At 62.8% G+C, this 18533-nt stretch carries 25 protein-coding genes; 13 read left to right on the top strand and 12 right to left on the bottom strand.

Annotated elements, in window-relative coordinates:
• Window positions 1–86 precede the first annotated feature (86 nt).
• Complete coding sequence (locus tag JHX88_RS13235; protein ID WP_076523356.1) at window positions 87–287, bottom strand: hypothetical protein; 201 nt, start codon at window positions 285–287, stop codon at window positions 87–89.
• Between the two features lie 149 nt (window positions 288–436).
• Complete coding sequence (locus tag JHX88_RS13230; protein ID WP_076523354.1) at window positions 437–874, bottom strand: VOC family protein; 438 nt, start codon at window positions 872–874, stop codon at window positions 437–439.
• Between the two features lie 82 nt (window positions 875–956).
• Here JHX88_RS13230 and ychF point away from each other — a divergent pair, with 82 nt between their 5' ends.
• From ychF to JHX88_RS13190, 8 genes are all read left to right on the top strand, one after another.
• Complete coding sequence (ychF, locus tag JHX88_RS13225) at window positions 957–2054, top strand: redox-regulated ATPase YchF (RefSeq protein WP_076523352.1); 1098 nt, start codon at window positions 957–959, stop codon at window positions 2052–2054.
• A gap of 59 nt (window positions 2055–2113) precedes the next feature.
• Complete coding sequence (locus tag JHX88_RS13220) at window positions 2114–2917, top strand: GNAT family N-acetyltransferase (protein ID WP_076523350.1); 804 nt, start codon at window positions 2114–2116, stop codon at window positions 2915–2917.
• A gap of 236 nt (window positions 2918–3153) precedes the next feature.
• Window positions 3154–3438, top strand: a complete 285-nt coding sequence (gene ihfB, locus JHX88_RS13215) for an integration host factor subunit beta (RefSeq protein WP_076523348.1) — start codon at window positions 3154–3156, stop codon at window positions 3436–3438.
• A 60-nt stretch (window positions 3439–3498) separates the two neighbouring features.
• On the top strand, window positions 3499–3918 hold the full coding sequence (locus tag JHX88_RS13210; protein ID WP_076523347.1) for a lipopolysaccharide assembly protein LapA domain-containing protein: 420 nt from the start codon (window positions 3499–3501) through the stop codon (window positions 3916–3918).
• A gap of 6 nt (window positions 3919–3924) precedes the next feature.
• Window positions 3925–4566, top strand: coding sequence for a phosphoribosylanthranilate isomerase (locus JHX88_RS13205; protein ID WP_076523345.1), 642 nt, complete (start codon window positions 3925–3927; stop codon window positions 4564–4566).
• Window positions 4563–5006 (top strand): GNAT family N-acetyltransferase, encoded by a 444-nt coding sequence (locus JHX88_RS13200; protein ID WP_076523343.1) that lies wholly within the window; start codon window positions 4563–4565, stop codon window positions 5004–5006. The genes JHX88_RS13205 and JHX88_RS13200 overlap by 4 nt, the downstream gene beginning before the upstream one ends.
• A gap of 46 nt (window positions 5007–5052) precedes the next feature.
• A complete protein-coding gene (trpB, locus tag JHX88_RS13195) occupies window positions 5053–6279 on the top strand; it encodes a tryptophan synthase subunit beta (RefSeq protein ID WP_076523341.1) in 1227 nt (408 codons plus the stop codon).
• Between the two features lie 127 nt (window positions 6280–6406).
• Window positions 6407–7261 (top strand): hypothetical protein, encoded by an 855-nt coding sequence (locus JHX88_RS13190; RefSeq protein ID WP_076523339.1) that lies wholly within the window; start codon window positions 6407–6409, stop codon window positions 7259–7261.
• Between the two features lie 61 nt (window positions 7262–7322).
• On the opposite strand, the gene JHX88_RS13185 is transcribed toward JHX88_RS13190, so the two are convergent.
• From JHX88_RS13185 to pth, 4 genes are read right to left on the bottom strand one after another with little or no spacing between them, the layout of a single operon-like run.
• On the bottom strand, window positions 7323–7994 hold the full coding sequence (locus JHX88_RS13185; RefSeq protein ID WP_084202844.1) for a DUF4893 domain-containing protein: 672 nt from the start codon (window positions 7992–7994) through the stop codon (window positions 7323–7325).
• Entirely contained in the window at window positions 7927–8301 is a 375-nt protein-coding gene (locus tag JHX88_RS13180) for a DUF2237 family protein (protein ID WP_076523337.1), read from the bottom strand. The genes JHX88_RS13185 and JHX88_RS13180 overlap by 68 nt, the downstream gene beginning before the upstream one ends.
• 60 nt (window positions 8302–8361) lie before the next feature.
• Window positions 8362–9450, bottom strand: coding sequence for a DUF2332 domain-containing protein (locus JHX88_RS13175; protein WP_076523335.1), 1089 nt, complete (start codon window positions 9448–9450; stop codon window positions 8362–8364).
• Window positions 9447–10178 carry an aminoacyl-tRNA hydrolase gene (gene pth, locus JHX88_RS13170; RefSeq protein ID WP_076523333.1) on the bottom strand — a complete coding sequence of 244 codons (732 nt, stop codon included), beginning with the start codon at window positions 10176–10178 and terminating at the stop codon, window positions 9447–9449. The genes JHX88_RS13175 and pth overlap by 4 nt, the downstream gene beginning before the upstream one ends.
• Before the next feature lie 165 nt (window positions 10179–10343).
• Here pth and JHX88_RS13165 point away from each other — a divergent pair, with 165 nt between their 5' ends.
• The 4 genes from JHX88_RS13165 (at window position 10344) to JHX88_RS13150 (ending at window position 13383) form a co-directional block, all read left to right on the top strand.
• Complete coding sequence (locus JHX88_RS13165) at window positions 10344–10976, top strand: ATP-dependent Clp protease proteolytic subunit (RefSeq protein WP_076523331.1); 633 nt, start codon at window positions 10344–10346, stop codon at window positions 10974–10976.
• 165 nt (window positions 10977–11141) lie between these two features.
• On the top strand, window positions 11142–12407 hold the full coding sequence (gene clpX / locus JHX88_RS13160) for an ATP-dependent Clp protease ATP-binding subunit ClpX (RefSeq protein WP_076523329.1): 1266 nt from the start codon (window positions 11142–11144) through the stop codon (window positions 12405–12407).
• Between the two features lie 184 nt (window positions 12408–12591).
• Window positions 12592–12966 carry an NADH:ubiquinone oxidoreductase subunit NDUFA12 gene (locus JHX88_RS13155; protein ID WP_076523327.1) on the top strand — a complete coding sequence of 125 codons (375 nt, stop codon included), beginning with the start codon at window positions 12592–12594 and terminating at the stop codon, window positions 12964–12966.
• A complete protein-coding gene (locus JHX88_RS13150) occupies window positions 12967–13383 on the top strand; it encodes a DUF2155 domain-containing protein (protein ID WP_141225746.1) in 417 nt (138 codons plus the stop codon).
• Here JHX88_RS13150 and aat read toward each other — a convergent pair.
• The 6 genes from aat to hisA all read right to left on the bottom strand — a co-directional run bounded on the left by aat (window position 13350) and on the right by hisA (window position 17831).
• Entirely contained in the window at window positions 13350–13928 is a 579-nt protein-coding gene (gene aat / locus JHX88_RS13145; protein ID WP_419182369.1) for a leucyl/phenylalanyl-tRNA--protein transferase, read from the bottom strand. The two genes, JHX88_RS13150 and aat, sit on opposite strands and share 34 nt — an antisense overlap.
• Window positions 13929–13987: 59 nt before the next feature.
• Entirely contained in the window at window positions 13988–15334 is a 1347-nt protein-coding gene (accC, locus tag JHX88_RS13140; protein ID WP_076523323.1) for an acetyl-CoA carboxylase biotin carboxylase subunit, read from the bottom strand.
• Between the two features lie 7 nt (window positions 15335–15341).
• Window positions 15342–15860, bottom strand: a complete 519-nt coding sequence (gene accB, locus JHX88_RS13135; protein ID WP_076523321.1) for an acetyl-CoA carboxylase biotin carboxyl carrier protein — start codon at window positions 15858–15860, stop codon at window positions 15342–15344.
• A 149-nt stretch (window positions 15861–16009) separates the two neighbouring features.
• Complete coding sequence (locus JHX88_RS13130) at window positions 16010–16339, bottom strand: phosphoribosyl-ATP diphosphatase (protein ID WP_076523319.1); 330 nt, start codon at window positions 16337–16339, stop codon at window positions 16010–16012.
• Complete coding sequence (hisF, locus tag JHX88_RS13125) at window positions 16336–17097, bottom strand: imidazole glycerol phosphate synthase subunit HisF (RefSeq protein WP_076523317.1); 762 nt, start codon at window positions 17095–17097, stop codon at window positions 16336–16338. Before hisF ends, JHX88_RS13130 begins: the two co-directional genes overlap by 4 nt.
• Before the next feature lie 17 nt (window positions 17098–17114).
• Window positions 17115–17831, bottom strand: a complete 717-nt coding sequence (gene hisA / locus JHX88_RS13120) for a 1-(5-phosphoribosyl)-5-[(5-phosphoribosylamino)methylideneamino]imidazole-4-carboxamide isomerase (RefSeq protein WP_076523315.1) — start codon at window positions 17829–17831, stop codon at window positions 17115–17117.
• A gap of 138 nt (window positions 17832–17969) precedes the next feature.
• On the opposite strand from hisA, the gene JHX88_RS13115 reads away from it, so the two are divergent.
• Window positions 17970–18356 (top strand): DUF2147 domain-containing protein, encoded by a 387-nt coding sequence (locus tag JHX88_RS13115; RefSeq protein ID WP_076523313.1) that lies wholly within the window; start codon window positions 17970–17972, stop codon window positions 18354–18356.
• The last annotated feature ends 177 nt before the right edge of the window (window positions 18357–18533 follow it).

Here is an 18533-nt window from a genome sequence, read left to right as displayed (position 1 = left end):
TTGGTTCGGATGCCGGGGCGTGAAAACCGAAACGCCCCCGAAACTTCCGGAGGCGTGGCAGGGAAAGGAGGAGGACGGTAAGAGCCTTAGGGTTTTTCCTCCAGTGCCGTGATACGGTCGTCATGCGAATGCTTGTTCGCCGCAAGCAGCGTCAGGATATGGGTCACCCCGTCAATTCGGGTATCCACCCCGTCGAAACGTTCGCTCATTTCCTGCCGCATTTCGTTCATTTCCTTCCGCATTTCCTGCAGCAGGCGGAGGGTATGGTTTTCGGTACTCTCGCTCATCTTCAACCTTCGAACTCGCAACGACGATATAGGCATTCTGCCCGCTCATCGCCAAGAGGATGCGCATTCTGCCCACCCGGTCCGGCACAGTATAGCATGCCATCGGTCAATTCAAAGTTTCCCATGGCAGCCACGGGATCAAAGGTCCGTCATGTCTCTTCGCCAGTCCCCTCGGATTCGACCACCAGCATCCAGCTTGCGCCGAAACGGTCGGTCAGCATGGCGAAGAACTTGGCGAAGAAGGTCGGGCCGGGCTCCATCTTGACATGCCCGTCCTCGGCCAGCCCGTCGAAGATCCGCTGGATTTCGTCCTCTGACGACAGAGTGACCGCGATGGACGATCCGGCCATGCGCTCGCCTCCGAATTGCGGGGGATTGTCGCAGCCCAGAAGCCTGCTGCCATCGGGCAGGGTCAATTGCGCATGCATGACCCAACCCGCCTGGTCGGGTTCAAGCGGCGGCATGCCGGTCGCCTCGGGAAGTTCGTCAAAGCGGCTGAGCTGTGCCTCGCCGCCGAAAAGGCGGGCATAGGTGTTGAAGGCTTCGGCGCATTCGCCCTGGAATGACAGGTAAGGGGTGAAAGTCATGGTTCCTCCTGTGGGGCCGCGGGGTGGACTTGTGACCGACCTCAGCCTAAACAACCGCCGAAATCAAGAAAGGTTGCTTGAAATGGGTTTTCGGATGGGGATCGTGGGGCTGCCGAATGTCGGCAAATCCACGCTGTTCAACGCGCTGACGAGAACGGCCGCCGCGCAGGCCGCGAATTTCCCCTTCTGCACGATCGAGCCGAATGTCGGCGAGGTCGCCGTGCCCGATCCGCGCCTGGACAGGCTGGCCGGGATCGCGGGCAGCAAGCAGATCATCCCGACGCGGATCACATTCGTCGATATCGCCGGGCTGGTGAAGGGGGCCAGCAAGGGCGAGGGGTTGGGCAACCAGTTCCTGGCCAATATCCGCGAGGTGGATGCCGTGGCCCATGTGCTGCGCTGTTTCGAGGATGGCGATGTGACCCATGTCGACGGCCGCGTCGATCCCATCGCCGATGCCGAGGTGATCGAGACAGAACTGATGATCGCCGACATGGAATCGATCGAACGGCGGCTGTCCGGCCTGACGCGCAAGCTGAAGGGCGGCGACAAGGAGGCCGTGGCGCAGGAGCGGCTGCTGAAACTCGCGCTCGCCGCGCTGGAGGACGGCAAGCCCGCCCGCAGCGTCGAGATCGCCGACGAGGACCGCAAGGCCTGGAACATGCTGCAGTTGCTGACCGCAAAGCCGGTGCTTTTCGTCTGCAACGTGGCCGAGGACGAGGCCGGGGCGGGGAATGCATGGTCTGCAAAGGTGGCGGAAATGGCGGCGGCGCAAGGTGCCGGACATGTCGTCATCTCGGCCCGGATCGAGGAAGAGATCAGCCAGCTCGAGGCCGAAGAGGCGCAGATGTTCCTGTCCGAGATGGGGCTGGAAGAGGCCGGGCTCGACCGGCTGATCCGCGCGGGCTACGACCTTCTGGGGCTGCAGACCTATTTCACCGTCGGCCCGAAAGAGGCGCGCGCATGGACCATCCGCAAGGGGACGCTCGCCCCGCAGGCGGCGGGCGAGATCCATGGCGATTTCGAGAAGGGCTTCATCCGCGCCGAGACCATCGCCTATGACGATTACATCTCTGGCAATGGCGAGGCCGGCGCGCGCGAGGCGGGCAAGCTGCGCGTCGAGGGTAAGACCTACGAGGTCAAGGATGGCGATGTGCTGCATTTCCTGTTCAATGCCTGATTGGCCTTGGCGCGGATCATTTGCTAAGCAGGACGTGATTTGACGAAAGGATCACCGCCATGAGCTGCGCCTGCGGACATCACCACCCCCGCCACGATCATGGCGGCGAAGGCGCGGCAATTGCCTTGGCTCGCCCCATGATCGCATTGTCGGGGCGGCTGATCTGCGCGGATACGGCGCAGATGATGACCGCGCTGTCGCTCTTGCCGGATCATGTCGAACTCAGCCGCGCCGAGCCCGGTTGCCTGCGTTTCGACATCTGGCAGGATGACGATCCGATGCTCTGGCACCTGTCCGAGGTCTTTACCGATGCCGATGCCTTTGCGGCGCATCAGGCGCGGGCGGGCTCCAGCGAATGGGGCAGGAAAAGCGCGGATATCGAACGCGATTTCCACAAGCGCGAGATCCATCCCGTCATCCGCCCCGAACTTCCGTCGGACCGGGACGCCATTGATGCGCTGCTGCGCGCGACCTTCGGAGGCGGGGATGAGGCGCGGCTGGTCGCCGAGCTTCGCCGCCAGGGCGATCTGAGCCTGTCACTGGTCGCCGAGGCGGCGGGGGCGGTCATCGGATATCTGGGCCTTTCGCCGCTGGCGGGCGATACCGAGGCAGTCGCATTGGCGCCTGTCGCCGTCACATCCAAGGCGCAGGGGCTTGGGATTGGCGGTGCGCTTGTTCACGAGGCCCTGGGTTGGGCAGGGGAGACACCGATGGTCGTCCTTGGGGATCCCGCTTATTACAGTCGTTTCGGATTTGCGCCGGCAGAGTTGGATTCGCCCTATGCCGGGCCTCATCTGCAACTACATGGCAAACTTGCCGCTGGAAGCAAGATCCGCCATGCTTCGGCCTTCTCGATGTTGTGATTCCTCGTGTGGCAGAGGCCGAGGACACGGCCAGTCACAGCATGGAAATCACGCTTGAAATGGGCGAAGTATAAGCGAATTGCCGCGTTACATGACGATATCTGGCTTGCGTGTTCGCGATAAAGCTGGCATCGCTAATGAAACCCTTGCGTTGTTTCGTGCGTTGCCAGAGAGTTAGGTGGGAAGCTGCCAGATCTGTGGCTGCCGCTATCACCACCGCTGTCCTGGGAGGTAAAATGATCCGGTCCGAGCTTATCCAGAAAATCTCTGATGATAATCCGCATCTTTTCCGGCGCGACGTCGAAAAGATCGTTAGCACCGTCTTCGACGAGATCATCGATGCGATGGCGCGGGGGGACCGGGTCGAGCTGCGTGGTTTCGGCGCGTTTTCGGTCAAGAAACGCGATGCCCGCATCGGCCGCAACCCTCGCACCGGCGAATCCGTCGAGGTCGAGGAAAAGCATGTGCCGTTCTTCAAGACCGGTAAACTGTTGCGTGACAGGTTGAACGGCGACGCGTGATCGTCCTAGAAAGACCTTTGGGAAGGGCGCGGCATTCTCGCGCCAGTTAAGGGGATCCAGATGCGCTTTCTTCGCCTGCTGTTCATCATATTGCTGGCCATCGTTCTGGTGGCGGTGGCTCTCGCCAATCGCGAGACCGTGACGCTCAACGCGTTTCCGGCGAATCTGGGGCAGTATCTCGGTGGCAAGTGGTCGGTTGATCTGCCGCTGTTCCTTGTCATTTTCCTTGCCGTGGCCTTCGGCATGCTGGCGGGACTGATCTGGGAGTACCTGCGCGAGGCGCATGTCCGGCGTGAAGCCCGTAATCGCAGCGCCGAGGTGGCGCGGCTGGAACGCGAGGTTGGCGGGTTGCGCGAACGCCATGCCAATCCCCGTGACGAGGTCCTGGCGATTCTCGACAAGCCCAAGACCGGGGCAGCATCTCAATCCACCGCCTCGGCAGGACCCGCTTCCGGCACGACGCTGCCTGCGGCGCGCTGACGTCAGATGGCACAGGTCAAGATCTGCGGGTTGCGCGAGCCGGAACATGTCACCGCCGCGCTTGATGCCGGGGCGGGTTATCTTGGTTTTAACTTCTTTCCGAAATCTCCCCGTGCCGTAAGTGCCGCGCAGGCGGCTGAGCTGGCGGGTATGGTGCCTGCAGGGATCGCCCGCGTCGGCCTGCTCGTGAACCCCGAGGATGCGCTGCTCGAAACGGTGCTGGCCGAGGTTCCGCTGGACCTGATCCAGCTTCACGGCGGCGAAACACCGCAGCGGGTGACAGAGATCAAGTCGCGCTTCGGTCTTCCGGTGATGAAGGCCGTGGGAATCGCCGGTTCCGAGGATTTGCCCCAGTTGATCGATTACGGGACAGTGGCGGACATGCTGCTGGTCGATGCCAAGCCGCCGAAAGACGCGGTTCTTCCGGGTGGCAACGGGCTGGCCTTTGACTGGCGCCTGCTGGTCGGTCGCCGCTGGCTGAAGCCCTGGCTGCTGGCCGGGGGGCTGACTCCCGCGAATGTGGCCGAGGCGATCCGCCTGACCAAGGCGCCCGGCGTCGATGTCTCCTCAGGGGTCGAGACCGGGCCGGGGCAGAAGGATACCGGCCTCATCCGCGATTTCATTACCGCCGCAAAGGCTGCGTCATGATCGAATTTCGCCTCGCCCGCCGCGAAGACGTGCCCGCCGTCGTCGCCATGCTCGCCGATGACATGCTTGGGCGCGGCCGCGAAACCGCCGTTCCCGATGAATATCTCGCCGCATTCGATGCGATGCAGGCCGAGGGCAACAATCACCTGATCGTCGGGGAGGCCGAGGGCCAGGTCGTGGCCTGCTACCAGATCACCTTCATCTCCGGCCTTTCGCTTTCCGCCGCGCGGCGTGCCCAGATCGAAGGCGTCCGGGTCGCCGCCTCTCATCGTGGTCAGCAGATCGGCGAAGCCCTGATCGAGGATGCCGAGAGCCGGGCCCGTGCCGCCGGTTGCAGCCTGATGCAGTTCACGACGAACAAGAGCCGCGACATGGCGCATCGCTTCTATGACCGCTTGGGCTTCACGCCCAGCCATATCGGTTATAAGAAACCGCTCTAGACTTCTTCTTTGTCGAAATACCTCTTCAACCGCGAAGGCGCATCCCATGCCCGATGATCTGGTAAACAGCTTCAGGAACGGACCCGATGAACAGGGCCGCTTCGGCATCTATGGCGGCCGCTTCGTCAGCGAGACGCTGATGCCGCTGATCCTCGAGCTCGAGGCCGAATACGAGCGTGCCAAGACCGACGCGGCATTCTGGGCCGAGATGGACGATCTCTGGACCCATTACGTGGGCCGTCCCTCGCCGCTCTATCACGCCGAGCGGCTGACCGAGCGTTTGGGCGGGGCGAAGATTTACCTGAAACGCGACGAGCTGAACCATACCGGCGCGCATAAGATCAACAACGTTCTGGGCCAGATCCTGCTGGCGCGGCGCATGGGCAAGACCCGCATCATCGCCGAGACCGGGGCGGGCCAGCATGGCGTGGCGACGGCGACGGTCTGCGCGCGGTTCGGGCTGAAATGCGTGGTCTATATGGGCGCGCATGATGTCGAACGTCAGGCCCCGAACGTCTTCCGCATGCGGCTGTTGGGGGCAGAGGTCGTGCCGGTCACCTCGGGCCGGGGCACGCTGAAGGACGCGATGAATGATGCGCTGCGCGATTGGGTCACCAATGTCCGCGACACGTTCTATTGCATCGGCACGGTGGCAGGGCCGCATCCTTACCCGGCGATGGTCCGTGATTTCCAGTCGATCATCGGCAAGGAGGCGCGCGAACAGATCCTGTCCCGTGAAGGGCGCTTGCCCGACACGATCATCGCCGCGATCGGCGGTGGCTCGAACGCGATGGGGCTGTTCTTCCCCTTCCTCGACGACAAGAGCGTCGGCATCATCGGTGTCGAGGCGGGCGGCAAAGGCGTCGATGACCGGATGGAGCATTGCGCCTCGCTGTCCGGGGGGCGTGCGGGCGTGCTGCATGGCAACCGCACATATCTGCTGCAGGACGAGGATGGCCAGATTCTCGAAGGCTATTCGATCAGTGCCGGACTGGATTACCCCGGTATCGGACCCGAACATGCCTGGCTGAAGGATGTGGGCCGCGCCGAATATGTCAGCATCACCGATGACGAGGCGCTGGCCGCCTTCCAGATGTGTTGCGAGACCGAGGGTATCATCCCGGCGCTAGAACCATGCCACGCGCTGGCCCATGTGATGAAGATCGCACCGGGCCTGCCCAAGGACCACCTGATCGTGATGAATATGTGCGGGCGTGGCGACAAGGACATCTTCACCGTTGCCAAGCATCTTGGCGCCGATATCCAGACCTGAGCACGATCAGTGTGTTAGGTCTTGCATCGGCGGGGTTCCGCTGTCTGACATGACGGCCATGTGAACAGCCTGAACTTCGCCCTCCTCCTGTGCGTTACCTTGCCGTAACCGATCATGGAGGCAAGACATGCTGACCGATAAGATCAAAATCGCCCTGTTGGGCGGCAAGGTGGCTGCGCTGAGCGTGCTGTTGGGGACAACCGCGCTGGCTCAGGAAGAGACCGTGGTGGAAACGCCCGAAGGGAATTCTGTCACCGTTCCCGAGGCTGCGGAGACGACGGAATCCCCGATAGGCACGATCACGGAAACGGATTATCCCATCCTTGAGCAGTGGGAGAATGACGAAGCCGTCGCCAAGACCCTCGTCTCGCAAGGCTACACGAATATTCACATCCTGCGGGAAGGCGCGCTGATGACGGTCACCGCGCAGCGTGATGGCGAGCCGATTGAACTGGTTTACAGCGTCGCCAATGGCAGCCTCGTTTCTGTCGATGGTGTCGAGCTGCGGCGCGATGAGGAACCTTCATCCGCCGAGACCGGTGCGGCCTCGGACGCGGTCGAGGATGAAGCCATGCCCGACGAGGATGCGTCGGATGATGGCGCAACTGATGATGGTGCAACGGATGAGGATGCGTCAGACGATGGCACCGCTGATGACGGTGCGATAGACGATGGGATGTCGGAAGATGGCTCTGACGACGCCACGGACGGCTCCGCCGACGACGGTATGTCAGATGATGGCACTGGCGGGACCGATGACGGAATGTCGGGCGATGGCGCCGATGATGGCATGAGCGGCGATGACGGTTCCACCGGTGATACATCTGATTCCGACGGTGCTGACAGCTCTGCCGGCGACAGCGGATCTGATTCCGGCGATGGTTCCGGCTCTGATGGTGGCTCGGGTTCCGACGGCGGTTCCGACTCCGACGGCGGTTCGGATTCCGATGGTGGCTCGGACGGCGGTGACAGCAACAGCTGAGCCGTTGAGCAGCAATGATCTCACATGCCGGCAGGATATACCTGCCGGCATTTTCATGGGCTCAACGCTGCAAAACCAGCAGGTTCATGCGTGATTCCAGGTAAGGATCGGGAAACAGGATGCGTCCCCGATCCTTGCTGATCATCTCGACCACGCCGACCTGTGGCATGCGCTGCGGCATGTCTTGCGGGCTGACCTTGTCGGGCAGTTCGGCATAGGGCGGAGGCGTGTCGCCGGCGATGAAGCCGGTTCCAAGATAGACCAGCCGATTACCGTCCGGATGCATCTGGCCCTTGCTGCGCTGTGATCCCGTCAGCTTTTCGAAACCACCATCCTCCGTCACGACGCAGGCAAAGTTCTGGTAGATGACCAGCGGCACGCCGTTGCCCAGTTTCATCATCCGGCAGGACCATTCGCCGGGAAGCAGTTCCAGCGCCTCTTCGGGGGGCAGAGGCGTTCCCGCCAGTGTATCTGCCAACTGGTCCAGATCTTCCGGGGTGCCGGAAGCGAAAGCCTCTCGCAGCGCGCTGCCTGCACTGGCATCCAGTTCCTCGAGGCGGCGCTGATCGTCCGGCCGGATCGCAGTACCATCGACCAGCACCGCCTGTGCCGTGGCCGCCGCGGGCAGGAAGGCCAGCGCAAGCAGCGATGCGAGGAATGCGGGTCTAACTCTGCGTGTCGACGGCATGGGCGCGTAGCAGATCGAGCGGGACGATTTCGGCGGCGCGGGCATGGGTCGCGTCCAGGACCACTTGCGGGGCGGCAAATTCCTGTGCTGCCTGCAGGAAGCGGGCGGCGCAGAGACACCAGCGGTCGCCGGGCTTCAGGCCGGGGAAGTGAAATTCGGGCCGAGGCGTGCTCAGGTCATTGCCCAGATATTTCGACAGCGCCAGGAATTCGGCATTCACGACGACGCAAACCGTGTGACTGCCGCGATCCTCCGGGCCGGTATTGCAGCAGCCATCCCGGTAGAAGCCGGTCAGCGGCTTGTTCGAGCAGGGCTGCAATGGCCCGCCCAGCACATTCAGAGATGGCTCCATCGGCGCCTCCTTTCCCTGCAGGCTAGCCCGTGCCGCGCGCTGCGCCAAGCCCCGGAGATGTCACAGCGCCGTGGGGTTCCATTTGAGCCAGCGGCCATGGAAGTCGATACGCCCCAACCGCCAGGCGCGCGGCCCGCCATCCCAAAGACGCAGGGTCAAAGCGGCGCCCTCGCCACCCTTGCCGCCATCCCCTTCCATCGAGACATGCGCCAGCGGCGCCTCGCGCGTCGCCGGTGCGCCTGCTGCTTGCAGAGCCGCTTCGCATTTGGCTTGCGTCGCGGGCGGAAAGTACTGCCAGGCGATGGTGTGATAGACGAGGGTCATCCGCCCCGGTGCCTGTTGCGCCAACCTGGATTCCAGCCATCCCGCCGCATCGTCCGCCGTGACCCGTGGCGGAAAACGTCGCGCAATCGCCAGCGCCGCCCGCAATCGCGCCATCCGCTCTGGCTGACCCGCCCAGCAATAGGCCAATAGCCGCAATTCATCGCCCACCGGGTCGACGGGGCGCAGATCCACCCCCTCGGCCTCGGTAACCTTGATGCCTGCCTGCGGTACCTCGCCCGTCCAGTCGGGGCGCAGCACAACCGGGGAAAGCCCTTCTTCTTCAAGAAATATCCCGGGGGAATCCGGTCCTTCGGGACCGGATGGGGGCGGCGCCCCCAGCGGGTGCAGGTCGTAGCGATGAAAATTCAGGTTGAGCCCGGCCGACGCTCCCAGTTCCAGTGCCCGGATTGGCAACGGGCAAAATCCGGTCGCGAAACGCGCCGCCGCGATGATTGCCGCCGCACGCCCGACCTCGTTGGTCTGGGGCGGGCCTTGCAGCCAGTCCAGCAGATAATCCTCATGCGTGGCGATTGCCTGCTGCAGGATCTCGGCGGTCGGGTGGGCATTGGCATAGGCTGCGGCCAATGTCTTGTCCGCCCCGGTCAGCACCAGCGCATGCAGCCCTCCGCAGAGCCTCAGCGGAACCGCATCGGCCCGTGGAGAGGAATCGCCGGGCCAGGTCAGGATGCGGCGCGCGACCTCTCCTTGGTCCTCTTGCAGGGTTTCGGCAAGGATTTCGCAAATATCTGCCGTCAGCGGAGAACCGAGCGCTCGGCAGGCGACCACCTGCTTGCGAAAGGATTCGCGGTGATCGGCGGCGGTCATTTGAAACGCTCGGTCAGGGCGCGCAGACGGTCGGTGAAGCTGGGCGGCTCCTGCGACGCTTCTTGCGGTGGTTCGGCTTTCTGTTTGCCGGTCGAAGGTTTCCCGGGGGGCGACGGTTTGCGCTTTGGCGCTGCCTCGGGTTCGGTGCCGCTGTTGCGGGCGGGCGCGACGCGATTGGCCACCGCGTTCTGAAACCGCCCGTTATCGCCCGCCGCCAACGACGCCGCCCCGTCCGAGATGCCGCGTAGCAAGTCGTCCAACCATTCCTGATCTGCCTTGGCAAAATCCGACAGCACGTAGCCTGCCACCCGGTCCTTGTGCCCCGGATGCCCGATCCCAAGCCGCACCCGGTCGTAATCCGCCCCGATATGCTGATGGATCGAGCGTAACCCGTTATGCCCGGCATGTCCGCCACCCCGCTTCATCCGGCATTTGCCGGGGGTGAGATCCAGCTCGTCATGCAAAACGGTGACATCGGCGGGCGTCAGTTTCAGGTAGCGCATGGCTTCGCCCACCGCCTGGCCGGACAGGTTCATGAAGGTCTGCGGTTTCAACAGCGTCACCCGCGTATCGCCAAGGCGACCCTCGGCAGCCTGACCCTGGAAACGGGATTTCCACGGCCCCAAGCCGTGATCGGCGACGATCCGGTCCACGGCCAGAAAGCCGATATTGTGACGATTATTCGCATATTTTGCGCCCGGATTACCAAGGCCCACGATCAGTTTCATCTTTGCCTCCTGCCATCCCGCCTGTCGCAGTGTCAGGTGAATTTCGTTCCATCCCTTGCGGCGGACCTTGCCGGTTACTAAGACTCTGTCAACCTTTCGCGAATAAGACAGGGCACATTGCCCGGACGAATCGCGGGAACAGGGACAAGCAGGCAAGGAACAGTGATGAGCGATCCGGCAGAATTCTACATGAACACCCTCGTTCCCATGGTGGTCGAACAGACCTCGCGCGGGGAACGCTCCTACGACATCTTTTCTCGGCTTCTGAAGGAACGGATCATTTTCGTCTCGGGCCCTGTGCATGACGGGATGTCCACGCTGATATGTGCGCAGCTTCTGTTTCTTGAGGCAGAGAATCCGTCCAAGGATATCAGCATGTATATCAACAGTCCCGGCGGCGTGGTGACCTCGGGTCTGTCGATCTATGATACGATGCAATATATCCGTCCACGCGTCTCGACCCTCGTGGTCGGGCAGGCGGCCTCGATGGGCTCGTTGCTTCTCGCGGCCGGAGAGCCGGGGCTGCGTTATTCGCTGCCCAACAGCCGGGTGATGGTGCATCAGCCCTCGGGCGGCTACCAGGGGCAGGCGACCGATATCCTGATCCATGCGCGGGAAACCGAGAAGCTGAAACGCCGCCTGAATGAAATCTATGTGAAACACACTGGTCAATCGCTGGAAGACGTGGAAGAGGCGTTGGAGCGTGATCGCTTCATGTCGCCAGACGAGGCGAAGGATTGGGGCATCATCGACGAGGTGCTGACGCCCCGCGGCAAAGCCGAGTCAGAGAAGAAATAGGGCGAGGGGGATTGTGACGGAAGCGCGTCATCCCTAACATGGAGCCCAAGCAATATGCCGCCGGTCGCAGGCCAGGGGCAGATGAATTGGATGGCGATGCATCGGGCCTGTCCCGGCATCGCCCGCCTCGCAGGACACGCGGGGCGGTAGTGAAGGAAGTGGACGATGGCAAACCAGTCCGGCTCAGACAGCAAGAACACGCTTTATTGCAGCTTTTGCGGCAAGAGCCAGCATGAGGTTCGCAAGCTTATAGCGGGACCGACGGTGTTCATCTGCGACGAATGCGTCGAGCTGTGCATGGACATCATCCGCGAGGAAACTAAATCGACCGGGCTGAAATCCGGCGAAGGGGTGCCCACGCCGAAAGAGATTTGCCAGGTTCTTGACGATTACGTGATCGGCCAGGAACATGCCAAGCGGGTGCTCTCGGTTGCCGTGCATAACCACTACAAGCGGCTGAATCACGGCGCGAAATCGGATATCGAACTGGCCAAGTCGAACATCCTGCTGATCGGCCCGACCGGCTGCGGCAAGACGCTGCTGGCGCAGACATTGGCGCGTATCCTGGACGTGCCCTTCACCATGGCCGACGCGACCACGCTGACCGAGGCGGGCTATGTCGGCGAGGATGTCGAGAACATCATCCTCAAGCTGCTGCAGGCCAGCGAATACAATGTCGAGCGGGCGCAGCGCGGCATCGTTTATATCGACGAGGTCGACAAGATCACCCGTAAATCCGACAATCCCTCGATCACCCGCGACGTCTCGGGCGAGGGGGTTCAACAGGCATTGCTGAAGATCATGGAAGGCACGGTCGCCTCGGTGCCGCCGCAAGGCGGGCGCAAGCATCCGCAGCAGGAATTCCTGCAGGTGGACACGACCAATATCCTGTTCGTCTGCGGCGGCGCCTTTGCCGGGCTGGACCGGATCATCTCGCAGCGCAACAAGGGCACTGCGATGGGCTTTGGCGCCTCGGTCAAGGAAAACGACGATCGCGGCGTGGGCGAGGTGTTCAAGGATCTGGAACCCGAGGATCTGCTGAAATTCGGCCTGATCCCGGAATTCGTCGGCCGTTTGCCGGTGATTGCCACGCTAACCGATCTGGACGAGGACGCGCTGATCATCATCCTGACCCGGCCCAAGAACGCGCTGGTCAAGCAATATCAGCGGCTTTTCGATCTGGAAGGTGTGCAACTGACCTTTACCGACGACGCGCTGACCGCCATCGCCAAGCGTGCGATCGCGCGCAAGACGGGCGCGCGGGGGCTGCGCTCGATCATGGAGGATATCCTTCTGGATACCATGTTCGACCTGCCCGGCCTGGAAAGCGTTGAAGAGGTGGTGGTCAACGAGGATGCGGTCGAGAATGCTTCCGTCAAGCCGCTTCTGATCCATGCCGATAGCAAGAAGGAAAGCGCTTCCGCCGGATGATATCCGGGCAAGGTTGGGGGCTGTCCGCCCCCGCCGCTGGCCAAGCCGCGACTCCCCCGAGGATATTGGCATGAAGAAGAAGCCCGCCCGGTAAGGTTGATACGCTTTGTTGCTATGGAGGCTGGACCTTGACGGTGAGTTGCGCCATATCTCTGACAAACCTGAAAAGATGAGGTCCGCGCCAATGTCGTTTCTGCTTCGTGCCCTGACCTGGTGGAACAGCCAGACGATAAACACCCAGGTCTGGACTTGGCGCAATGGCACCAAGGTGGGGGAGGATGCAGAGGGTAACGTCTTTTACCAGAACAAGGACGGCAAGCGCCGTTGGGTGATCTTCAAGGGTGAATCCGAAGCCAGCAGGGTGAGCCCGGAATGGCATGGCTGGCTGCATCACACATGGGCCGAGCCCCCGACCGAGGCGCCTCTGCCGCACAAACCCTGGGAAGAGCCTCATGTGGCGAACATGACCGGGACCGGGGGCGCCTATCACCCGGAAGGGTCGCTCCTTCACGCCGATCCTGTCAAGCGCCGTGACTATGATGCGTGGCAGCCGGAATAGATGAGTTTGAGAAGGCAGAGGCGGGGCGCCGCAATTCTTGCATCCATGCTGATGTCGGTCCTTGCCGGATCGGGGGCATTCGCGCAAGAGCCGGACGCAAAGAATACAGCGCCACAGGAAACCGTCGCGCGGGCGGATGGTGCGCTGCTGCGTGGGCTCGACAAGGTTTCCGGACGCACGACGGATCTGCGTGTGCAGGTTGGTGATTCCGTCCGCTTGGGACGGCTGGAAATTCGGCTTGGGGAATGTCGCTATCCGGCGGATGATCCGAGTTCGGATGCCTTCGCGCAGCTTACCATAACCGATCAGTCCGAAAACGTGACGCGGTTCAGCGGCTGGATGATCGCATCCTCTCCAGCATTATCGGCACTGGATGACGCGCGTTACGATGTCTGGGTGATTTCCTGCCAGATTTGATCGGCATCCGGTAATTGCTGGCTGCGAAAATCGGATTTCCCCTGCAGTGCAGAGGCAAGCTTGCGGCGATAGAGATGACGCGGGATCTCTACGCCGCCCATTCTTTCCAGATGCGGTGTCAGGAACTGCGTGTCGAACAGGGTAAAGCCGCAGCGCGCCAAGTGGCTGGACGCCCAGAGCAGGGCCATTTTCGAGCCATTGGTTCGTGCCGACATCATGGATTCGCCGAAGAATGCTGCCCCCAAGGTGATGCCGAACAGACCGCCGGCAAAGCGGCCATCGTGACGGATTTCGATGGCATGGGCATGTCCGGCCCGATGCAGATCATGGTAAAGGCGGGCGAGCGGCGCGTTGATCCATGTTTCGTTCCGATCCGCGCAGGCGGCCACGACCGTATTGAAATCACCGTCTAGATGCGCCGACCAGTCGCCGCGCCGCAGATCGCGCAGCAGCGATCGCGAGGCATGGACGCCCCCCACCGGCAGCACACCGCGCATGGGTGGGTCGAACCAGAAAAGGCGTGGATCGTGAGCGCTTTCCGCCATGGGAAAAACGCCCTGCGCATAGCCAGAGAGCAGTTGCGCAGGCGTCAGCACGGGATGGCTCAGCCGTATTTCTGGTCCAGCCACCGCTCGAGCCAGTGGATCGAGTAATTGCCGGACTGGATATCGGGCTCTTGCAGCAGGTCGCGGAATAGTGGCACCGTGGTATCGATGCCATCCACGATCAGTTCTCCCAATGCGCGATCCAGACGTGCCAGGGCCTCGGGCCGGTCGCGGCCATGCACGATCAGTTTGCCGATCAGGCTGTCGTAATAGGGGGGGATGGAATAGCCGTCATAAAGCGCCGAATCCATCCGCACACCCAACCCACCCGGAGCGTGATACTGGCTGATCTTTCCGGGGCAGGGGCTGAAACCGGGCACCTTCTCGGCATTGATCCGTACTTCGATGGAATGGCCGCGGATCGACAGATCCTCCTGCTGGAATTCCATCTCTTCGCCCGCTGCCACCCGGATTTGCTGGCGGACAAGGTCGATGCCGAAAATCGCTTCGGTCACCGGGTGCTCGACCTGCAGGCGGGTGTTCATCTCGATGAAATAGAATTCACCATCCTCGAACAGGAACTCGATCGTGCCCGCGCCCGCGTAACCGATCTTGGCCACCGCCTCGGCGCAGACCTTGCCGATATGTTCCCGCTGTTCTTCGGTGATGGCGGGGCCGGGGGCTTCCTCCAGCACCTTCTGGTGACGGCGCTGCAGCGAACAATCGCGTTCGCCCAGATGAACGGCGCGGCCCTTGCCGTCACCAAAGACTTGGATCTCGATGTGGCGTGGCTTCTGCAGGTATTTCTCGATATAGACATCCGGATTGCCGAATGCGGCCTTGGCCTCGGCCCGGGCGGTGCGGAAGGCAACCTCGAGCCCCTTTTCGTCCTGCGCCACCTTCATCCCGCGCCCGCCACCGCCGGCGGTTGCCTTGATGATGACCGGATAGCCGATCTCAGAGGCGACCTTCTTGGCGTCGGCGACGTCATCGACCCCGCCTTCGCTGCCCGGAACACATGGCACGCCAAGCGCCTTCATCGTGTCCTTGGCGGTGATCTTGTCGCCCATGATGCGGATATGCTCGGCGCGCGGTCCGATGAAGGTGATACCGTGATCCTCCAGCATCTGTACGAAACCGGCATTTTCCGACAGGAAACCGTAACCCGGATGGATCGCCTGCGCGCCGGTGATCTCGCAGGCCGAGATGATGGCGGGCATCGACAGGTAGCTGGCAGATGAAGGCGCGGGGCCGATGCAGACCGATTCATCGGCCATGCGCACATGCATCGCGTCCTCGTCCGCCGTGGAGTGGATCGCGACCGAGGCGACGCCCATCTCGCGACAGGCGCGGATCACGCGAAGGGCGATCTCGCCGCGATTGGCGATCAGGATCTTGTCGAACATCAGGGCCTCACTCGACGACCATCAGGGGGGCGCCGAACTCGACCGGGCTGCCGTCATCGACAAGGATCCGCTTGACGGTGCCGGAACGGGGGGCGGGAATGTGGTTCATCGTTTTCATCGCCTCGACGATCAGCAGCGTATCGCCTTCCTCGATGCTCTGGCCGATCTGGACGAAAGGCGCCGCGCCGGGTTCTGCCGCAAGATAGGCGGTGCCGACCATGGGCGAGGTCACCGCGCCCGGAAGATCGGCCGGATCCTCGCTGACCGGGGCCACAGGAGCGGCGGCAGCCGAGGGGGCCGACGGAGCGGAGGGCGCGGGCGCGGCTTGCGCCGGGGTGGGCATCATGGCCTGCATCGCGACCTGTTTGCCCTGTTTGGACAGGCTGACCGTAAGCCGGTCATGTTCGCCATATTCGCGCTTGACCGACAGCTCGGCCAGATCGCTTGCATTCAGAAGCTCGGCCAGTGACTGAATAAAGGCCACGTCGCCGTCGTGATGCTTGCCGTCTTTCGAATCGTTGCTCATGCAGTCCTCTGCCGTATTTTCATGCCGTCTTTCCGGCGGGAAAGCGGCGATTGTGCCGCTTATAGCCCCCAAGCCCGCCCGAGGGGAAGGGATTCGCGTCATTCAAGCCAAATTCGGCTATATGCAATGTTTCGCTGCAAGTTCCTTGATCATTCGCGCGCGGCCTTTTCAGCCAGTCCCGAAACGCCCTCGCGCCGTTCCAGTTCTGCCTCGACATCGGCCAGGGTCAGATCCCGCGCGGCCAGCATGACAAGCAGGTGGTAAAGCACATCCGCGGCTTCCGAGACCAGCCTGTCGCGATCCCCCCGGGTCGCCTCGATGATCGCCTCGATTGCCTCTTCGCCGAATTTCTCGGCGCATTTCTCGGGGCCCTTGGCCAGAAGCTTGGCGGTCCAGCTGCTCTCCGAATCGGCGGATTTGCGGGCCTCGACCGTGGCGGCCAGTCGGTCAAGCGGGCGAGGGCGGTCGGATGGCGTCATGTCAGCCTCATCGGAATGCCGGCCGCGGCCATATGCGCCTTGGCCTCGGCGATGGTATGGGTGCCGAAATGGAAGATCGAGGCGGCGAGGACGGCGCTGGCATGGCCTTGGGTAACCCCCTCGACCAGGTGATCGAGCGTGCCTACCCCGCCCGAGGCGATGACCGGGATATTGACCGCATCCGCGATGGCGCGGGTCAGGGGTAGGTTGAAGCCCGCCCTGGTCCCGTCGCGATCCATGCTGGTCAGCAGGATTTCCCCGGCGCCCTTCGCCTCGACCATGCGGGCGAACTCGACCGCGTCGATGCCCGTTGGCTTGCGTCCGCCATGGGTGAAGATTTCCCATTTGCCGGGGGAGACGGTCTTGGCATCGATGGCGGTGACGATGCATTGGCTGCCGAAACGGTCGGCGGCCTCGGCCACCACGTCGGGATCGGCCACGGCGGCAGAGTTGAAGCTGACCTTGTCGGCCCCTGCCAGCAGCAGGTCGCGCACATCGCGGTGACTGCGCACGCCACCGCCCACGGTCAGCGGCACGAAACATTGTTCGGCGGTACGGGTGACCATGTCGAACATGGTGCCACGGTTTTCATGCGTGGCATGGATGTCGAGAAAGCAGATCTCGTCGGCCCCCGCCGCGTCATAGGCGCGCGCGGCCTCGACCGGGTCGCCCGCGTCGATCAGATCGATGAAGTTCACGCCCTTGACCACGCGGCCATCGGCAACATCGAGACAGGGAATGATCCGGGTCTTGAGCATCGTGTTTCCTCGAAAGGTCAGCGCAGCGCCGCCAGCGCCTCGCCAAGGTCAAGGGCCCCATCATAGAGCGCGCGTCCGGAAATTGCACCGGCAATGACCCGGGTCGCCGCCAGTGCGGTCAGGTCGTCCAGGCTCGATACACCGCCCGAGGCGATGACCGGGATATTGACCGCTCGGGCCAGTGCCTCGGTCGCCGGGATATTCGGCCCCTGCATCGCCCCGTCGCGGTCGATATCGGTATAGATGATCGCCGCCACGCCTGCATCCTCGAATTCGCGGGCGAGATCGGTGGCCTTCACATTGGTCTCGGTCGCCCATCCCCGTGTCGCCACCCGACCGTTGCGGGCGTCGATGCCCACGGCGATCCGGCCCGGAAAGGCATCCGCCGCCTCGCGCACCAGGGCGGGGTTCTCGACCGCGACGGTGCCAAGGATGACCCGCGTCAGGCCGCGTTCCAGCCAGGTCTCTATGGTGGCCATGTCGCGAATACCGCCGCCAAGCTGTGCCGGGATGTCGATCGCCGCCAGGATCGCCTCTACCGCCGCGGCATTCACCGGCTTGCCCTCGAATGCGCCGTTCAGATCAACCAGGTGCAGCCATTCGGCCCCGGCATCCCGAAAGGCCCGCGCCTGTGCTGCCGGGTCCGAGCCGAATACGGTTGCCGCCTCCATGTCGCCGCGCAGCAGGCGCACGCAATTGCCGTCTTTCAGGTCGATGGCGGGGTATAGGATCATCTCTGGTCTCGCAGTCGTCGGTTCCCGTCTCCTTTGCCATCTCGGCAACGGAAGGGAAAGGGTCTCACCTCACGTCATGCTTGCCATGCGGTCGATTTGCGGCACAAACTGGCGGATAATATCCGAGGAGGAATGATAATGAGAAAACTGTTCATGGCCGCGGCATTCCTGCTTGGCGCGACCGCCGCCGCGACTGCGGACCCGATAGAGGGCGTCTGGCAGACCCAACCGGACGAAGGCGCCTTCGCCCATGTCACCATCGCCCCCTGCGGCAATGCCTTTTGCGGGACGATCAGCCGGACCTTCAAGGACAAGGCCGAATACGATTCTCCCAATATCGGACGCCAGATCGTCATCGACATGGCCGCGCAGGGCGGTGGCAATTACGAGGGCAAGGTATGGCGGCCCGCCAATAACAAGGTCTATATGGGCAAAGCACAGGTCTCGGGCGACCAGATGAGCCTTTCCGGCTGCGTCGCCGGCGGGCTACTGTGCAAGAGCCAGACCTGGGTGCGTATCCAGTAGGGCATATCCGGTCGTGGTCCCTGCAAGAAGGGCGGATCGTGGCGAGCTATCGCGTGCCGCGATAGCGGGGGCTGTCTGTCCCCGTCGCCGGCAGGTCTCTCGAACCAGTGGCGCGACCCGTCGGCGACCCCCGAGGATATTTGCATGAAAAAGAAGGGCAGGGCCGCATTACGCCGC

Source organism: Paracoccus saliphilus (assembly GCF_028553805.1).
GTDB classification, from domain to species: Bacteria; Pseudomonadota; Alphaproteobacteria; order Rhodobacterales; family Rhodobacteraceae; genus Paracoccus; species Paracoccus saliphilus.
The sequence above is the reverse complement of the archived record's forward strand: the minus strand, read 5'-3'. Positions and strand labels throughout refer to the sequence as shown.